Origin of the sequence: Streptomyces sp. TRM68367, assembly GCF_014495685.1 — a bacterium.
Classification (GTDB): domain Bacteria; phylum Actinomycetota; class Actinomycetes; order Streptomycetales; family Streptomycetaceae; genus Streptomyces.
In genome coordinates this window covers 1-18551 of record NZ_JACTVI010000130.1, presented here as the reverse complement: position 1 = coordinate 18551, position 18551 = coordinate 1, and the positions used below count along the sequence as shown (strand labels likewise).

The following is an 18551-nucleotide window of genomic DNA, read 5'->3' as shown; positions in this document are numbered from 1 at the left end:
GGCGACCTGGAGGCTGACCGTGCCGGCCGGGCCGACCTTCGCCTTCGTCACGCCCGTGCCGTTGCGGGTGTCCATGATCCGCGTGGGGGTGACGGCCTTGAACGTGCCGGTCGGCGGCACGACCGGCTGGATCGTCTTGACGTCGCTCGCCATCACGTACGCGATCCGGTGGTTGTAGCGGATCGGGTAGTACTGCGTGGTGCCGACCACGCGCAGGCAGTCCGGGTTGGCCGTGCAGTTGAGGTTCTCCGCGTAGTAGTAGTCGCCCGTCACCTCGCCCAGCGCGCGGTACGCCTGGCCCGGCTGGATCGTCTCGTGGCTCAGCGGGGTCAGCTGCTGGTTGGAGCTGGCGGCGAGCGTACTCAGGGACGAGGGGTAGGCCGAGGTCTCCGGGTAGGCGCGGCCGTACACCGGGATCGCGGAGGTGCCCGCGGGGCTGATCAGCTGCTTCGCGGTGCCGGTGTTGGCCATGGTGTAGGCACCGCCGGGGTTGTGGAACCAGGCCTTCTGCCCGTCGTACCAGATGGCCGTCCAGTCGCCCTGCACCGCCGCGACCACGAAGGTCTGGCCGTAGACGGCCTTGTCGGTCCAGTCCCAGCCCAGCGTGGAGCCGGTGGTCCGGCCGTCCGCCGTGTACTTCGGGTCCTTGATCAGGGAGGCGGTGGAGGACGGACTGGTGCGCAGGTAGACGAAGTCGGCGGGGTTGGCGGGGCAGGTGGTGGTGGAGGATCCGCAACCGGTCAGGGTCGGCTCGTAGCTGGTGCTCCATGGCGGGGTGATGGTGACCTCGCCACCGACCACCGGCATGCCGTCACCGTTCGGGGAGGCGTGCAGCAGGGAGAGGTAGTGGCCCCAGTTCCACCACGGGCCCGGATCCCAGTGCATGCCCTCGTAGTACGCGTCGAGCGGGCCGGGGACGTCGTCGTGGCCGATGAGGTGCTCGCGGTCGAGCGGGATGCCGAACCGCTGCGCGAGATAGGTCACCAGCGCCGCGGAGGACTGGTACTCCTGCTCGGAGTACCAGGAGCCGTAGTCCAGGGCGTAGCCCTCGTGCTCGATGCCGACCGAGTGATCGTTGACGTACTTGTTGCCGGCGTGCCAGGCGATGTCCTTCGTCGGCACCATCTGCGTGACCGAACCGTCGGCGCCGATCACGTAGTGCGCGCTGGAGTAGGCCGACGGATGCTGGAACGAGCTGATCGCCGAGGCGGCCGTGCTCTCCGTGTCATGGATGACGATGGTGTTGATCGTGTTGCCGTCGGCGGGGCGGTTCGCCAGGTCGTAGTTGCCGTAGTCGCTCTGGTCGGTGCTGCTGTTCAGCGCGTATGCGGCCGGCTTGAAGGTGCACGCCAGGGTGGACGGGCACTCGGTGGCAGGGGTGGTCGTGTCGGCCTGCTGGACCACCGACGACTGCCGCCCGGACAGCGGGGCGACGGCGGCCGTGGCCTGCGCCACCCCCGACCATGACGTGGTGCCCTTGGCGACGGCGGCCGACGCCTCGGCCACCCCGGAACGCGGGGCGGTAGCCGGGGCGGCGGCATCGGAGACCTGCGGACCCGTGGACGTCAGGTCGGGGCTCAGCGAGGACGACGCGTGCACCGGCACCGAGGGGTCGGCGGCCAGCGTCACCTCCTGGTTGTCCGCGGTGATCCGGTGGGCGCCGGTGCGTATGGTCGCGTAGACCCGGTCGGCGAACTGGTCGGCGGTACGGGAGTCGGCGGCCTGCGAGAAGCGGGCCACCGCGGGATACCACTGCGCTGCGGAGGCGGGCAGCGAGCCGGTCGCGGTCCGCTCGTACGAGGCGAGGAGTGCGGCGGCGCCGCGCACGCTCTGCCGCATGGACGTGCGCAGCGACGCCGACGAGTCTCCGATCATCGAGGCGGCCGAGTTCAGGGTGCGCATCGCCGGGGTGATCGGCGGCACGGTGCTGCTGCTCTTCGGCGTCGCCGAGGCGTGGCGCCGCAGCGGGCGGGGGTCGTCACCCCTGCCGTTCGCCTCAGGCGTGTCCGACGCCGCCCGGAGATCCGACCGGCTGACCGAGGTGAGGCCCATGACGTTGTAATTGCCGGTGACCGACGGCTTGCCGCGGTGCGACTCCCACAGCGTCTGCTGGTACGAGACGGCCAGCAATACGCTGCTCGGCACATGGAACTCCGCGGCGGCCGCGCCGAAGTCGGCCTGCAGCGTGTGCAGCGCGGGCTTGATCGGCGCGGACACCCCCGTCCCGCTCGCGGACTGCAGCCCCTGGGTGGGGCCGGAACCCTGGGCGGCCTGCGCGACCACCCCGATGCCGAGCCCGAGGGTGGCGAGCCCGGCGGCCGCTCCCAGCCAGATCCGCTTCCGCTGTCTGCGGTGTCTCAAACGCACGACTACTCCTCATCCCTGACAGGCACACACGGTGGCAACGGCTGCCGTGTTACGGGAACGCGCCAGCGCCTCGTACGTGGCCGCGCGGCGCCATCACGCCGGCCCTGATCGGTCCATGTCGCGACAACGCCCTGTCGGCAGGCGGGGCGGCGGCGGGGGGATGCGACGATCAGCGACTCTGGCACATCCGTCGCCGAAGATCGATCATGAACGGGTAAACACCTTGAGCGCCTGGAGAGCCCGTACCGCCGGATGCAGGCGAACGGGGAACGCAAGGCTGGTACGGCTCACCAGGCTCACCGCACCGGCGAATGCAACCAGAGTGCGACCACAGGAGCCCAGCCCCTGCTTACGCCCTGCGCCAGGCGCCGAGCAGCTCTTCGGGTCCGTATGCCGCCTGGAGCCCGGAACAGCTGGTCCCGTTACGTGAGACCGCCACGAGCGGTACCGGATCGTCGGTGATCGCCGCCCGGTGTTTCTGCAGTGCGGCCAGGTCGTGGCTGTCGAACGCGGAGTTCTCCAGCCACTTGACCGAGCCGAGGAAGAGCAACTGCTTGGCCACCGGCTGCCGGTCGGCGCCCACCAGGTCGATTTCGACGTCGTTGCTGCGGGTCCAGTACCCGCCGATCGCCGGGGCGGCGGGCAGGAGTCCGTCCGGCAGGAGGCGGGCGAGGGATTCCCGGGCGAGGGGTTCGATGGCGCGGCCCCGCCAGCTCGTCCACTGTTCCTTGATCCGGCTCAGCGTGAGATCTCCCCGCATCCGCTCGATCTCCGCCATGTGCGGATCCAGAAACGCGAGCCAGAACCGAAGGTAAGGGTCGGCCACTCGGTAGCGGCGTTCCTTCGACGGTCTCAGCGAGAGCGGCAGCTCGGCTGCCACCACCCGTTTCTCGGTCAGAACATCCGTGGCTCGGGTGAGAGTGGTATGGGCGATGCCGCCCGCGGCACGCGCGATGTTGGTGAAGGTTCGCTCCCCGCTTCCGATGGCCCGCAGAACTTCCCTGCTCATCGCCTGTGGTGGAAACTCCGCGGCCAGTGAGCGCTCGGCGGAGACCAGGAGCGCGGAGATCGGGTTGTCCAGCGAGTCCCGGAGGAACTCCCAGACATCCGCTCCGGGCCGCCACTCCGCGCAGATCAGCGGGAGACCGCCCGTGATCAGGGCGGCGTCGAAGGCGGCCGCCGGCTCAAGTCCGAGCATCTCGCCGATGTCGGCCGGGTTCAGCGGCCCCACGACCATGTCCCGGCCCCGTTGATGGAAGGGGCGGTCGTAGCTGTTCAGCGCCTCCATCATCGACAGGTCGGAGCCGACCAGGAGGAGGAGTACGGGTTTGCGGCCGAGCAGGCGGTCCCATGCCCGCTGGAGCATGCCCTCGAAGGCGTCGATGCGGTCCGTGAGATACGGCACCTCGTCGATGACGACCACGCTTGGGCTGTCGTCGGGAAGGATCTCCGCGAGCAGTCTGAATGCCGCATTCCACTGCTCTGGGGTCTCCTCCGAGAACAGTTCCCGCTCCGGGAGGGTGGATCTGGCAACGGCGTCCAGCAACTCCATCAGCTCGTCCTCCGCCGTGCCGCCCGCCGCGGTGAAGAAGAGGTACGGAGCCTCGGTGCGCCGGAGAAATTCCTCGACGAGGCTGGACTTGCCGACCCGCCTCCGTCCACGCATGAGGATGCACTGACCGGGTCTGGCCGACCCGACGGCATCGTGAACCGCCTGCAAGGCGTCGCCGAGCACGTTCAGCTCGCGGTCCCGCCCGATGAAACGACGCATGGCAAGCCTCCCGTAGGAGATAGTATCGATGGAGATACTATCTCTATCGATACCGTCTTTCCTCGTTCGGGCATGACGCTCATGACGCTGTGGATGCGGGAGAGGGTGAAAAACGCGCTCGGCGCAGGGGCGGCGCAGCCGCCGAGCAGGCTGACAGGACCGAGGTGGCACAGGCGGCGAACGCTGCTGCCGCGGCTGACGCCTCGCGGTCCACGGCAGGGCTCAGTGGTCGGCGGGGGTGGTGGGCAGGCGCTGGGTGAAGGTCTTGCCGCCGTCGCGGGATTCGTAGACGCCGTCCTGGGTGGCGGCCAGGATGCGGTCCGCGTCGACGGCGGTGAGGGCCTGGGGCTGTCCGCCGGGGACGGTGCCTGCCTTCTTCCAGGTGGTGCCGCCGTCGGCGCTGCGCTGGAGTCCGCCCGCCGGGTCGATGCCGTACAGGGTGTTCGGCTTGGTCCAGGAGACGAAGGCCAGGACCGGTTCGGCGCCGTCGTCGAAGGTCTCGCCGCCGTCGGTACTGGTGGCGATGCCGTTCTGGGTGGTGGCGAGCACGGTGTCCGGGTCGTTGGGGCTGACGGCGATGTCGAGGGCGGCGAGTTCGGCGCGCTCGTCCCAGGTCTTGCCGTCCTTGCTGACGCGCAGCATCCCGTGGGTGCTGTCGTAGCCGTAGATGGTGTTGTGGGCGTAGTCCAGGGCGTGGAAGTCGACCTCGCCGCCGAGGGAGAGGGTCTTCCAGGTCCTGCCCGAGTCGGTGCTCTTGATCAGGCCGCGGTTGGCGTGGTCGCCGCTGCCCTCGGCGGGGTGGCCGCTGCCGAGGAAGGTGTTGGGGCCGGCGACGGTGAAGCCCATGTAGTCGGCGGTGTCACTGACGCGCCGGGCGGAGCCGTCGTCCTCGACGGCGATGACGCCTTCATGGGTCGCGACGTGGAGACGGCCGTCGGCCGGATCGATACCGAGGCCATGGATGTGGCTGACGGCGATCCCGGAGGCCGACGCCTCCTGGGCCTTGGGGGTCTCCGAGTCGTCCGAGCAGGCGGTCAGCGCGGCGGCGAGCAGTACGGCGGTGGCGGCTGCCGCCGGGCGGAAGCGAGTGGTCATGGCGCTGACCTTCCCCTCGGCGTCCTTCGTCGCCGGGGCCATACCCACCCCCACCGAGCGGGCCGCGGCCTGGACCGTGGCGAAGTGGCCGCTCACCAGCGTCGTGGTCCGGTCCGCACCGGTCGCCCAGACCTGGTCGATCAGCGAGGCGGCGTACTCCTCACGGCTCTTCGTCGCCCGGTAGCGGAACGCCCGCCCGTCCTTGGCGCGCGACAACCAGCTCTTGCGATGCAGGATCTCCATCACCGTCTGCACCGTGTTGTACGCCAGCGCCCGTGGACGATCCCGATTGAGCTGCTCCAGCACCTCACGCACGGTCAGCAGCCCGCCCCCGGCCCACACCACGTCCATGATCGCCTGCTCCAGCTCGCCGAAGCCCCGCATCCCGGCCGCCTTCCTGCACGAAAACCTAAGCGCCATAGTACGTTCCGCCCGGATTCGCTCGTCCGCGTTCGCCCACGCGCTCACCGCAGCGCCTACGCCAGATGCAGATAACCCTGGCCGTCCCCTGGTCGCAGAGCGAGCCGGTGGTGGAAGAGATCATCGAGGAAGGCCGGCACCTGGTGATAGCAGAACACCGAGGCCGTCACGCCGGCGATCCGCGGCGTATCGAGGAAAAGGGGGAGTTCGGCCAGGAAGTACCGCACCGCGCAGCGCAGCTGCTCCTGCGTCGGCGCCTGTCCGGGCGGAAGGCGCCGCTCCAGCGTCCAGGCAGATGCTCCCAGGCACGCCCGGGCGAAGACCGTATCCCGGCGGTAGCGGTCCTCCACCTCCTCCAGCACCTGCCCGTAGGCGCTGTTCACCGCCAGGGCCTGGCCGTCGAGGATGTGAGCCCCCGGCTCGCCGATCCCAGCCGCCGCCAACGCCCGAGTGATCTTGTTACGGACGTACTGGCCCTGGCGACGCGCCTTCCACGCTGCTCGTTCCGTCGCGTATCCCAGGGCCTGAAGGGTATGGACGGCTGCGGTGTCCGGCACGAAGAAGTGCACACGGTCGAAGGAACCGAGCGCCCACCGGGCCAGGGCGGCGATCCGCTCGGCGGAGAAGTGGCTGTTGAACGGGCTGACACCGACACATACGTGAGCGCGGGTGGCAAAGGCGATCCGGCACCGGTCGGTCAGCGGGACGGCGTGGAAGGGCCCGCCGGACGGGGCGGGCAGGGCAGGCGGGGACGAGCTGGGCACAGGGACTCCTCGCGCGGGATGGGTGGCACGACGGTGAGCACGGCGAAGCCCTCGGTCACACGTCCGCCTGCGCGTCGTAGGCCGTCACAGTCCTCGTGGGCGGCCTGGGACGTTCCAGGTCACGCCCGCATCCGACTTCGGCGCAGCGTGGCAGAACTCGACCGAGGACCCGTCTGACCTAGGTGCGGATCACGCACAACGCGAAGCGGCCCCCGGAGCCGGGCGAGGACCGGGCCCCGCAGGAACCCGCTGTCGGACGCTCGGAGGACCGGGGCGGCCACCACGCGACCACACCGCCCTGCGGACTCAAGTCCGTGTACGGCACTTTCTCGAAGCGGGCATCAGGGCACCGGTCGGTCCAGGCGCCGCACATGTGCCCCGCACCGGCGCGCATACCGTCGCCCGCCTCGGCGACGGGACCGGCGTGCAGCACGTGTACATGCCGCTGATGCTGCACAGCCGTGGCGGATCCCGCCATGGCGCCCGACACGCAGCCCAGCAGCGTCAACGCGAGCAGCAGCACACCGATGACCCGGTGGAGCGCGGCATCGGCGCGGGGCACGTCCATAACCCGTGACGGTAAGCAGCGAGTCCGGACGGCAGGTTCCGCAACGCCGACGCCGTCACCCGGAAGAGGCGACAACGCCAACTGCAACGAGAACTGCAACCACGCCAGTGGAAGGTCGACCGCTCAGCGGTCGGGACCTTCCACTGGCGTGGGGACGGCTCCGGGTGCGGCGGGCGGGAAGGTCATCGAGCAGCGGGGCCGGGCAGGGTCTTCCTTCCTGGCGTCCGCTCGGGCAGAAGTCGTACGGGCTTGACTTAGAGCCCGCTCCAGCCGCGAGACTCGTGCACATGGGACGAACTCACCCACACGAAAAGGGATTCGCATGCTGCGGCCACGCATGATCGGGGGAAGCGGGGGTTTCGAGGCGAGCGGGCTGTGCCTGGGCGCGCTGGGGCTGGGGACGTACGTCGACGAGGAGACGTCGTTCGCCATCCTGGATCGCTTCGTGGCGGCCGGCGGTACCCTCGTCGACACCGCCAACAACTACTGTTTCTGGGAGCCCGGCTGCACCGGGGACGAGAGCGAGGCGCTCCTCGGACGCTGGCTCGCCTCGCGCGGCACCCGCGACAAGGTGCACATCGCCACCAAGTGCGGCGCGCGGCCGATCCGGCCCGGCGGCACCCTGGCGGACGCCGAGGGACTGTCCGCGCCGGTCATACGGCAGGCCCTGCACGGCAGCCTCCGGCGGCTGGGCACCGACCGGGTGGACCTGTACTACCCGCACATCGAGGACCGGTCCGTGCCGCTGACGGAGACTGTCGAGGCACTGGACGGCCTGGTGAAGGACGGCGCCGTCCGGCTGCTCGGCGTCAGCAACCACCCGGCCTGGCGGATCGAACGGGCCCGGGCCCTGGCCGGAGACCAAGGCCGGACGCCGTACTCCTGCCTCCAGCTGCGCTACTCGTTCCTCCAGCCGCGGTTCGACATTCCGCTCCCCGAGGACGGCCACACCCACGTGACGCCGGAGACGCTGGACTACGTCCGCCAGGAGCCGGACCTGACGCTGCTCGCCTACGGCAGCCTGCTGTTCGGCGCCTACACCCGCGCCGACAAGACACTCTCAAAGGCGTACGACCACCCGGGCACGCCCCGCCGTCTCGCGGTGCTGCGGGAGGTGGCGCGGGAGGCCGGGGCGACGCCCAACCAGGTCGTGCTGGCCTGGCTGACCGGCGGCTCTCCCTCGGTGCTGCCGATCGTCGGGGTCAGCTCGGTCGCCCAGGTCGACGAGGCGATCGAGGCCATGGAGGTGACTCTGACCGACGACCAGCGCGCCCGCCTGGACGCCGCGCACTAGGTGTACTGACCCGGCAGGGTGCGGGTAGGGTCGGCCGAGCGGCGAGGTCCGTGCTGGGCAGGGCCTCTTCCGCTCGGCCTCCCACCGAACCGGACGGGCCCGATTTCCGAGCATCCGGCTCTCCAGAGTTACTGCGTGAGCGCCGTGTTCAGCTTCCCGGTGTGGATGCGCTCGGGACAGGCACTTCCATCTCCTGGAGATTGGGATTCAGGCAGTCAAGCCTTCGCCGTATCGCGCGGGCCTTCCCAGCACACCGTCCCTGACGCCTAATGGGACTTGCCGGGTCGGAGAGACTCGGTGCCGTAGCCGCCGGCAGGTGAGACGGAAACTGACACGGACAACGCCGAAGGGCCCCACCGCAAGCGGTGGGGCCCTTCGACATCGTGCCCGGTGAGGCACTGGCGGAGGATACGAGATTCGAACTCGTGAGGTGTTGCCCCCAACACGCTTTCCAAATGTTCGTTCGGGGGTCCGGCCGGGGCCAGCAGCGTCCCTACCCGCGGAGGAGCGTTCGCGGCGGTCCTGACCGGGCATGCCCGGACGGGGGCGAATGAGACCAGAACTGGGTCACCGGCCTACCGGCTGACACCCCGCCTGGAGCACCGACGCAGCCCAAAAGGCGAGGCCACAGCCTCAGCGTCGACCGCGTCCTGGCCCTCCTGAAGCCTCCATGATCGGCAACTTGTACCACTGTCCTGCCTGCCACCGTCCAAGCCTCATCAGCACAGCTGACCAGGGACCATGACGAAGCTCTGGACCAGGGATTGACACTCAGGCGGTGATCGCACATTGATCCGACGCAACGGCGTGCCCGGCGGGGCCGGCGCACGTCATCGCTTCACGCGGCTCCGCACGGCGAGGATGGCAAGCCCGAGCAGGGCCGGCTCAACGAGGCGGGCAGTCATCTCGACGTACGTTCCGGTGGTGGTCAGGTCCTGTCCGGAGGCTCGGAAGATCACCGAGTTGGCCACCACCCTCACGGACTTCTCGAATCGCGCGCTCGACAGACGACTTGTGTACGGCCCTTCCGGGTTGACGGGTGTCGGCTTCCTGGTCGTCAGGGTTACTCGGCGGCCGTCGGTGGTGCCCGCACTGACCGGGTCCGGGTCGGCCTGAGGCAGCCCCCACAGCATCATCGCGAACACGGTGGCCGTCATCGCCAGGACCAGCCAGGTCAGGGCACGCACGGCGCGAAGGCCGTATCCGGAGAGTGCCCAGTACAGCCGCAGCAGCGTCCGCTCACCGCGCGACGTCGTGGCGTCGTGGCGGCGCATCTCCATCTCGCCGTAGTAGAAGTCGGCCGCGCCCGGCTCGTTCCGGCCGTCCTCGAGCGCCTTGCGGAGCTGCCGGTAGACCGGCGCGAGCACGGCGGGTTCACGCGTCTCGACGCCCGGTGGCGCGGGCGTCCAGCCGTCGCCGTACCGGGTCGCCCGCCAGTGGTGCTCCTCGGCGAGGGTCCGGCGGCGTATCCAGCGCAGCCCGACGGGTGGTGGCGACAGGACGCAGCGGCCTTCGAGCCGCAACTGGTCCAGGTGGACCGTCTCCACGAAGAGACAGCCGGTCAGGTCGACGTCGGCCAGCACCAGGTACGCGGCGTCCACGCCCTTGACCGAGGTGACACGCACCCGGGCATCGGTGAGCCCCGGTTCGGCGATCACCTCGTCTTCCGGCGAGACGAACGGGCGGGGCCGGCCGAGGACGGTCACCGGGAATTCCACCACGGCGTCGCTCAGATCCACCCTGGCGTACCGCAGCCGCAGCACGGCGGTGGACGCCCACCGTGTCCGCCGGCAGCGCACCTCCCGCGCGGCGGCCTCCAGCGTCAACGCGGCCTCGAACACGGCGTCGGAGAAGTCCACCGTCCCCGGGCAGACAAGCGGGCCGATCCGGGCGGTACGCCGGAACACCGCCCGCCGGAAACCTACGCCGGCCTCCAGCCGGGCCCCGGAGAACGACAGGTCACCGCCGATCGCGGCCCCGTCGAACGTAGCTTCCGCCGCGAAGTGAGCCTCGGCGAACGGTAGGTCCCCGCCGATGTCCGCCCCGTTGAAGCAGGCTCTGCTCCGGTGGAAATGCGTACCGTCGAAACAGGCCCGGCCGGCGATCCGGACCTTCTCGAAGTCGGCACCGTCCTCGAAGACCGCGCCGTCGAAGGCGGCTTCCCCGTCGATGACCGCCCCGTCGAAGGAGGCGACGCCACACACCCGGACACCCGAGAAGTAGGCATCCCCGCACGTCATGCCCTTGAACATCGCACCGCGGCCGACCTCGCGGACACAGAACCGCAACGTGCCCTTGATCCGTGCCTCGTAGAACCAGGCATCACCGTCCACTTCGGTGTCATCGAGCCACACATCTCCCGCGACCTGTGCCGCACCGAGGCGGAAATCGCCCCCGGCATGCACCTCACGGACGTACACACCCCCGCCGAACACGGCCGACGCGAAGGAGCAGAAGCCGCCGAAGTCGATCCCCTCGAGCTCCGCGTCTCCGGTGAACCGCACCTCGTCGAACGACGCCTCCCCCACCCGCGCCCGCCCGCTCCCCGGATCCCTGAGCGGTGCGAGGAGTTCGTCGAGCAGGCTCTGGGTGAAGGGTGTGCCCCGGTGGTCGAGATCGGCGCCGGGCGACAGCGAGGCCAGATGGGCGGCCCGCTCGGCGCTGTCCAGATGCGCCAGGCAGGCCGTGGACGAGCCCACTCTGCGCCCCCGGCAGCGTTCCCCGGTGTCGAAGTGTCCGCACTGCGGCCACGCGGGGGCGTCGGTTCCGGTCATCCCAGCTCCCGTCTCATACCGCCACGACCGTCACGTCCCTCCGGTCACGCCCCTTCGGCCGGTCGACCAGCGCCTCGACCACCCAGCGTCCGGGGGTGGCTTCCAGTTCCGCCCGATAGCGGTCGGGCTCGTATTGCCGGAAGACGACGGGGTGTTTGTCGGTACGGCCCGAACGCCACATGAACGTCCGCAGATTGCGCCGCGGCAAGTCGTGCCCCAGCAGCTCGATCACGAACGGACGGCCGGCGGCAACGGGGTCCCGGGGGAAGTGCAGGGCGATGCCCTCCTCACCGGCGAGCGTGCCGCCGGGTGGGCGTCCCGCGCGGATCGCGAGCATCGCGTCTCGGAGCGCGGGACCGCTCGCCAGGTCCGCGTTCCGGAAGCTGGTCCACAGCATGGGGTCCGTACCGGTCCAGTCCGCGACGGCCGACCGGCGCGGCACCGTCCCGTCGCCGGGCCCCAGCAGGCTGTCGGTGATCCGCGACCCGTCGGAGGAGAGCACGAGCGCCTCGGGGCTCGGGAAGTCGATGCTGCCGAGGCAGTGCACGGTGTATGGGAGGGGGCCGACGCGCCGGTGCTCGTCACACCCCGAGCGGAACTCCTCCCGGAAGGCCAGCGTCTCGCGGACGGCATCGCCCGGCAGCCCGGGAACCGGGTAGCGATTGTCGGTGATCTGCCGCTCGCGGCTCTTTCCCTCGACCCGCACGGCGGGGTACACCGGCAGCATCTCGACGACCGCCGGCAGGTTGAGCGCCCACTCGCGCAGCGCCTCGTTCAGCCGGGCGGCCACGTCCGCGCTGGGGCCCGCGTCGCCGGAGATCGCATGACCGGCCAGCAGCCGGGCGGCCTGGACCAGCCCCTGCTGTGGGGTGCCGAGGGTGACCAGGGTCCGGGCGGTCTCCCGGCCGTCCTCGCACTCCAAATAGTGCCGCCCGACCAGACCGCCCGTCGCATGGCAGACCAGAATGACGCGCGGATCATCGGTCCGGTCCGGGTAGTACGCGTCGACCTCCGCATGCCACCGGTCGAGCTCGCGCGCCACCCACGCCTTCAGCTGCCGGGCCACCAGCCGGTGGGACAGCCGCCAGTCGTAACCGAACGGCACGAACTGCGCGTCGAGCGGGTCGCCGAGGGCGGCACGGATATCCGGATAGCCCATGCAGGACAGCAGCCCGGGCACGGAGTCCGGGACCTGCAGCAGCGCGTCGGCGTCCAGCCGGAAGGCGCCCTCGGGCGGCGCATCCCCGAGCCCCGGCGGTAGGGCCACCTCAGTAAGCGCCGCAGCCGCCGAGCCGATCAGCTGCTCACCGCATCGCGCCCAGACGTCCCGGCCGTCCCGGCACAGCCGGGTGCCCAGAAACCCCGGGACGAAAACCACCAGATCGTGTTCCATTCACTCTCCCCGTGTCCCGGCGCCGAAGAACGTGTGCGGCAGCCGGATCAGATCGCAACGGTCCTCCCCCTGCAACGCCATCACCAGACCCTCCGGGTCCATCGCGGTACGGACGGTGTGCACGTCGTACCCCCGCGCGGGAATCCCTGGCCCGTCCAGCCATTCCCGGGTCCTGACGTCCCATGCGCGTGACACCGTCTCCGGCATACAGAGCAGCAGCACCGGCCGCTCCACGGGGCCGGCGAACACCAGGGACGTCACGTCGGGGAAGTCCCCCGGCAGCCGCTCCGGGGGGTGAATGCTCTCGCCGCCGGAGCAGTCCTTGACGTACACGCTGCCGTGGTCCGCCCAGGCCAGCATGGGCATCGAGGCGTCGTCCTCGTCGTCGTACAGCTCCCCGAGGGCGAGGCAAGAGGGGCCAGCCGTGAGCAGGACGCGCTGCTCGACGCCGTGCTCGCCCTCGGTCCAGACCCGTAGCTGGTCACTCAGATCACCGGCCATCCAGTACGAACCGTCCCGCAGGATCCTCGCGTCGATCCCGCAGAACCCGCGGTCGGTCCGGATCTCGCGCACCGTGACCCCGGCGTACGAGACATCGGCCGGGACCTCGTGGCGTACCAGCCGTCTTCCGTCCGCCACGCTCAGCCGCAGCGTGCCGGCGGCCGGGTCGCCGACCAGGCTCAGCGCGCGGGCCGGCTGGCCGGCGTCCCCGCCGAGCGGGATGTCCCGGTGGGTGATGACCGACAGGCTGTCGTCGAGCCGCCACAGCCGTACGGTTCGGCCGGCCGCGGCGGCCACCGTCCAGCCATCCGCCGCCCGCACGGTGGCCACCGCTGTCACCGTCCGCCCGTCGTGGGCGAGTTCCGTAGCTGGAAGGGCGGCCGGATCCCCCTGCTTCGGCCGGGAGACCCGGATCCGGTCGTGCCAGGCTCGGCACAGCAGCGGCGGACCGTCCGGTGCGTCGGCCAGGGCAAGGACCGGGCGCTCGTTGCTCGGCCGCCGCTGGATCCCGTAGCCAGCCACCAGTGCGGGGACCACGTCCACCACCCGGATGTACGGGCCGTCGGCGACCGCGAGCAGTCCCTGACCGCCCGGTTCGAACGCCATGGCGCCCTCCCGGGGGGCGTTCAGAACGAGCGTGGCCTCGCGTCCGGACCGCCCGACGGACCAGATCCGGACGGCCACTTCCTCGTATCCGGCGAGCAGCAGGTCATCGCCGTACCGCCCGAAGACCAGGCCGCGCGCGTTCGAGGGGTACGTCGCCACCTTTTCTACGACTGGCTTGGGGCCGGACACGGCCTCGCACCGCCAGACGTACACAGCGGTCCCGTCGGCCACGGCGAGGAACCCCTGCCGGGGCGAGACCGCGAACGCCGCGGCGGCCATTGCGGGTGCCGCCAGGGTCACGCCGGGAGCGGTCCGGCAGGCGCGCAGACCGTCGATCCCGTTGCGGGTGCGGCCCACTTCGAACAGCTCCACCCGCTCGGCGCCCGCCGTCAGGACGAACATCCGCGTGCCCAAGGTGAGGGCCGCGAGCTGCCGCACATCCGCCGTACGGACCTCCTTGAGCTGCGTGTCCAGGTGCGTGCCGCTCTTCCAGAACCACACCCACACCCGGTCCCCGTCGGCGGCCAGGGCCACGCCCTCGCCCGCCACCTCGGCCACCGACAGGGCGCGCACACTGCCGCCCCACCGGTACTCCTGATCGGGCATCCGGGCACCCGCGCGCCAGAAGTACACGGCCTGATCGTCCCGGGCGACGGTGGCCCAGCGGGCTCCCGCGCCCACCTCACGCACCTCGCTGAGCGGGCGTCCACGCTCCCCGCCGGTCCGGGGCAGCCGACGGGTCAGCAGCCGGGCGCCCGACTCCGGGTGCAGGACTTGGATCTCCCCCAGTCCGCCGGCGGTCAGGGTGTCGGCGTGGGTCAGCCCCACCGCGCCGGTCCCGGCTCGCCAGCTCAGCGCCCGTGCGCCGCCCGAAGGCGCCGCGCGCCGCCATTCCGGGGGGTCCGGCGGGACATCGGTCCAGTACTCCTGCCAGGGCAGGAAGCCGTCGGTGCGCCGCAGAGTCCGGTACGTCGCGGCGCGGTGGCTGACGAAGGCGGTGGCGCTGAGCAGGGCCTTGCGCTCCAGCAGAACCGACGCCGACAGCGGGCCGGACGAGCGGGGGAACGAGCCCGCGACCCTGCCGTACAACGCGGCGCCGTCGCAGTCCCGGGCCAGGCCCGCCGCGAGCGGCAGCATGACATCGGGGTTCGTACGCAGCAGGAAGCCCACGTCCTCGAAGAGCTCCCGCAGGGCGTCCGGCCCCACCTGGGCGGCGTGGGCGCCCAGGTATTCGAGGGTGTACTCGTCGGCGCCGCTCCAGTCGCCGCCGGCGCGGGCGCGCAGCGCGTCGAGCACCCTGCGGTGTGCCTCCCGGGCGGTCAGTCCGGCGTCGGAGAGGAAGAACTCGCCGTAACTCGGATGGGCCAGCTGATGGCGGATCCGCCCGGCCGTCTGCCGCGCGCCGTCCTTCTGGGTGGCGACGATGCCGCCGTCGGCGCTCCGGCACACCTGTCGCAGATCCTCCAACGTAAGCTCCGGTGAGCCGGCCTCGCGCAGCGCGTTGGCGAGCGTCAGCCAGGCCGCGTCCGGGGTCAGCCCGGGGCCCTGGATCACCGCCAGCGCCCGCAGCACCTCGTGGGCTCGCTGTGCGCCGGGCTGCTCGCTCAGGTAGCGCGTTTCCTCCGCCAGGCGGGTGCGTAGGCCCATGCCGCCGTCACGCAGCCACGCCAGCAGCTCGGCCTCAGTGGCGATCGTGGTCCGCCGGGCGAGCCTGGTCGCGGCCAGCCGAGCCGCCAGGAACGAGCCGTGACTCTGCGCCGCGACGATCTCTGCCGTCCAGTCGCGGTCCTCCTGCCGTGCGTCACCCCAGTACGGGGAGTGCTCGGTGTCCAGTACGGACAGCACCATGCCAGTGATGCTCGCGCGCGCCTCCTCGTCGTCCCCGAGGACCACGGGTTCGACGCTGAGTTCCAGGGTGTCCAGGAGTGACTCCTCCCCCGCGGGCGCGGTGGTACGCCGACGGGGCTGCGTCCGGGTACCGACGATCACCCGGACACCGAGCGTGTTCGCCAGGGGGCCCAGGACGTGCCGGGCGATCGCGTACGCCTGGTCCGGGAGGGCCTCGTCGAGCGCGTCGAAAAGCAGGTTTACCGAACCCGCCCGGCCGACCAGCTCCCCAAACGCGTCGGTGAACTTCTCCGACGTCACCGGCTCCTCCGGCAGCGGCGGCGCCCCGTCGATGTCCGCCAGCACCTCCCGCAGATGCGTGGCCAGCGAATGGGCGGACTGCCCCCGGCAGCTCAGCGCCGCGTGAATGGTCCCCGCCCGGGGCAGCGCCGCGGGGTCAAGGTCGGGCCCGAGGGTCTCCCGCCAGCTCGGCAGGGAGGTGAGGGCCAGCCGGCCGAGCAGCGCGGTCTTCCCCGTGCCCGCCAGGCCCGTCACCGCGAGCAGCCCCTTCGGGTGGGTGTCCATCCAGCGCACGATCCGGCTCAGCGCGTCCCGCCGACCCGCGAAGTGGCGGCTGAGATGGCTGTTTTCCTCGAGACCGAACTGCTCGGCCTCGATCCAGGGCTTCCGCCGCGTCAGCACGGCCGGCGTGTACACCGGCCGGTCGGACTGATGGTAATAGGGGTTGTCGAGGAAGTTGTTGGGGAGCGCCCGGACCTCCCTGCAGTCCGGCCGCTGCGCGGGTTCGTCCAGACCGTCGTCCGCGGCCCGCGCGTCCACGGCACGGCAGAGATACGGCAGCGGTAGATACAGCGCGGACGGCTCGAACGGGCGGGCCTGGTCGTCCGCCACGAAGTCCGGCTTCGCCAGCGCTTCCTCCAGCCATGTCACCCAGCGGCCCGCTGGCACCTGCGCGTCCGCCCCCGAGGTGCCGATGACGGCGAAGCCCTTCCGCCGGCTCTCTCGCGCCCGGATCACCGCGGAGTCCCGCTCCAGCTCCACGGCGTGCCGCACCGCCTCGCCCAGGGAGTTGTAGCTCTGAGAGGAGCAGGCGTCGATGATCAGCAGAGTGTCCGTCTCGTACTCCGGCCGCAGCAGGAATCCCACCAGCTCAAGCAGGGGGACGGCCCGGGCGGGGTCGAACTCGCCCGACTGCCATGAGTCGGCGCAGGCGAGGAAGTAGCCCTCGTCGCCGCGCTGGACGCCGTGCCCCGTCCAGTAGAGGATCTTCCGCTGGGCGCCGTCGGCCAGGAATTCCTCCAGCCCGGCCCACAGCTGCCGCCGGATCGCTCCGCCCCGGTCGGCCCGGAGGGTCTTCCCGAACCCCAGCCTCTCCTGCACCGTCTCCGTGAAGCGATCACGGACCTTGGCCAGCTGCGGGCGGCGCAGCCTCTGCAGCTCCTCCGCGTCCGGATGGAGGTACTCCGGTACGGCGATCGTGCCCACCAGGGAAGAGGATCGCCGCTCGGCCTTCAGCAACGCCAGCCGGTTGTCCGTGTTGCTTCGTACCATGAGATCGACAGCACCCCCCGAGAGTGTCCACCACACCACAGCTTATTTACCAGTGGAGTTGGCGATGCGAGACAGATTCACCGTGGTTGGCCGGGCGACAGGCTGTCATCTCTTCGAGGGTGACGGGACCCGGCCCATCGACGAGGGGAACGTCCACGTCAAGTACACGCCGATGCGGGTGCAGTTCCCGGAGGAGATCGCCGCCTGGCGGCGGTCCATCGAGGCGGAGGAGGAGCGCAAGGAGGCCAGCGGGCTGCCGCACCGCTGGAACAACGCGCGTTTCGCGGTCGAGCGGGTGGTGGTCACCCGTACGCATCTGGCGGAGGAGCCCGTGGTGTCCCTCACCATGCGGGACGCCGACTACTTCGACTTCCTCACCACCTCGCTCAACCTGGACCGGCGGCAGAAGAACGGCCTCACGCTGCGCCAGCAGTATCTGGAGGGCAGCGACCCGGCCGACGCGCCCTCCTGGATGAACTGCAGCTTCGGCATCAACGTGGCCCTGGAGACCGGCAAGGACGGCAAGATGCTGTTCTCCCGGCGTAGCGCCCAGGTCGCCGGGCCGAACAGCGCGCGGTGGAACTCCTCGGCCAACGAGGGCCTGGCCCAGCAGCACGACCTGCCCCGGGACGGCGGCCCGGTCAGCCTGCACGCGGTGGCGCGCCGCGCCATCTTCGAGGAACTCGCCGTGCACGACGGGGACAAGACCAAGGTGGAGCTGCTCGGGTTCGGGCTCGATCTGGTCAACCACCAGTGGGCGGCGTTCTTCCGCGCGGTGGTGCCCGAGCTCGACGAGCCGGCGCTGCGTCTTCGCTGGACGCGTGGTGTCACCGACAAGTGGGAGCACGACCGGTTCGAGTTCGTGGACGCGGACCCGGAGTCGGTGTTCGGCTTCATCGCGGACGAGCCGGAGGAGCGATGGACACCCTGCGCGCCGGCCCTCTTTTATCTCGCCCTGGTACGCGGTGCCGTGGAGCGCGCCGGCGGTGACCCGGCCAGCCGGTTCGCCGTGGAGCGGGCCGAGCAGAAGGTCATGTCGGACCGCGGTCTGTGAGCCGGGAGGCAGCGTGCATGAGGCCACCACGGTTGCTTGTGACCTGGTTACCAGGGCCGAGCCGCATGAGGACTTTGAGGGGCTGAAAAATGATTGTATGGCTGCGAGTCGTGGTGTCCAGTTCTCGTACTCAGTAGTTGAGTTGGAAGGCCCTGTACACGTAGCGGAGCTGGCCGGGCGTGTCCGCGAGGGGACCGATGCCGGTCCTCCTGCGAGCTGCCCAAGCCGCACGAGTCGAACGGGCGAATGGTGTCTTGGGCGCTATAGAGAACGGGCAGGGGCCAGATGGCACCGATATGGATGACGCCACGGCTGCACGGGACGCTCTTCACGATCTACGTATAGCGGCACGAGCCCAAGCAGAAGGTGGCAGCTGCCCGATCGGGGCTGCGGGTGCGCGCAGCACTGCCGTAGCGGAGACCCAAGCTCGTGCACGGACGACCCTGGCGAGGTGTGGTGGGCCTGTCGATGAATTAGTGGGTTTCTTGCGGTAGTTGGGCTCGTTGATGCGGTATGGGTCGCTTCGATGAGTTGATCGGTTCGTT

General features: G+C 70.6%; 10 protein-coding genes. 2 read left to right on the top strand and 8 right to left on the bottom strand.

Annotation, left to right across the window (positions count from 1 at the left end):
• From H8R17_RS40855 to H8R17_RS40835, 5 genes are all read right to left on the bottom strand, one after another.
• Positions 1–2367 (bottom strand): N-acetylmuramoyl-L-alanine amidase (locus tag H8R17_RS40855; protein ID WP_187828255.1); only part of this gene is annotated, 2367 nt, incomplete at its 3' end.
• A gap of 349 nt (positions 2368–2716) precedes the next feature.
• Positions 2717–4138 (bottom strand): DUF234 domain-containing protein, encoded by a 1422-nt coding sequence (locus H8R17_RS40850; protein ID WP_187828254.1) that lies wholly within the window; start codon positions 4136–4138, stop codon positions 2717–2719.
• 222 nt (positions 4139–4360) lie between these two features.
• Positions 4361–5617 (bottom strand): F510_1955 family glycosylhydrolase, encoded by a 1257-nt coding sequence (locus tag H8R17_RS40845; protein ID WP_187828253.1) that lies wholly within the window; start codon positions 5615–5617, stop codon positions 4361–4363.
• Between the two features lie 92 nt (positions 5618–5709).
• Positions 5710–6417: a tRNA-dependent cyclodipeptide synthase gene (locus H8R17_RS40840; protein ID WP_223126050.1), complete on the bottom strand. Its 708-nt coding sequence runs from the start codon at positions 6415–6417 to the stop codon at positions 5710–5712.
• Between the two features lie 178 nt (positions 6418–6595).
• Positions 6596–6985: a hypothetical protein gene (locus tag H8R17_RS40835; RefSeq protein WP_187828252.1), complete on the bottom strand. Its 390-nt coding sequence runs from the start codon at positions 6983–6985 to the stop codon at positions 6596–6598.
• A gap of 322 nt (positions 6986–7307) precedes the next feature.
• Between H8R17_RS40835 and H8R17_RS40830 the strand changes: the two genes are divergently transcribed.
• Positions 7308–8279, top strand: coding sequence for an aldo/keto reductase (locus H8R17_RS40830; RefSeq protein WP_187828251.1), 972 nt, complete (start codon positions 7308–7310; stop codon positions 8277–8279).
• A gap of 830 nt (positions 8280–9109) precedes the next feature.
• Here H8R17_RS40830 and H8R17_RS40825 read toward each other — a convergent pair.
• From H8R17_RS40825 to H8R17_RS40815, 3 genes are read right to left on the bottom strand one after another with little or no spacing between them, the layout of a single operon-like run.
• The gene (locus H8R17_RS40825) at positions 9110–11053 is read right to left on the bottom strand and encodes a pentapeptide repeat-containing protein (protein WP_187828250.1); all 1944 of its coding nucleotides are present in this window, start codon (positions 11051–11053) and stop codon (positions 9110–9112) included.
• A gap of 13 nt (positions 11054–11066) precedes the next feature.
• On the bottom strand, positions 11067–12446 hold the full coding sequence (locus H8R17_RS40820; RefSeq protein ID WP_187828249.1) for a triacylglycerol lipase: 1380 nt from the start codon (positions 12444–12446) through the stop codon (positions 11067–11069).
• Positions 12447–16952 (bottom strand): peptidase C14 caspase catalytic subunit p20, encoded by a 4506-nt coding sequence (locus H8R17_RS40815; RefSeq protein WP_187828248.1) that lies wholly within the window; start codon positions 16950–16952, stop codon positions 12447–12449.
• Between the two features lie 64 nt (positions 16953–17016).
• Here H8R17_RS40815 and H8R17_RS40810 point away from each other — a divergent pair, with 64 nt between their 5' ends.
• Entirely contained in the window at positions 17017–18006 is a 990-nt protein-coding gene (locus tag H8R17_RS40810; RefSeq protein WP_187828247.1) for a translation initiation factor 2, read from the top strand.
• Positions 18007–18551 lie beyond the last annotated feature (545 nt).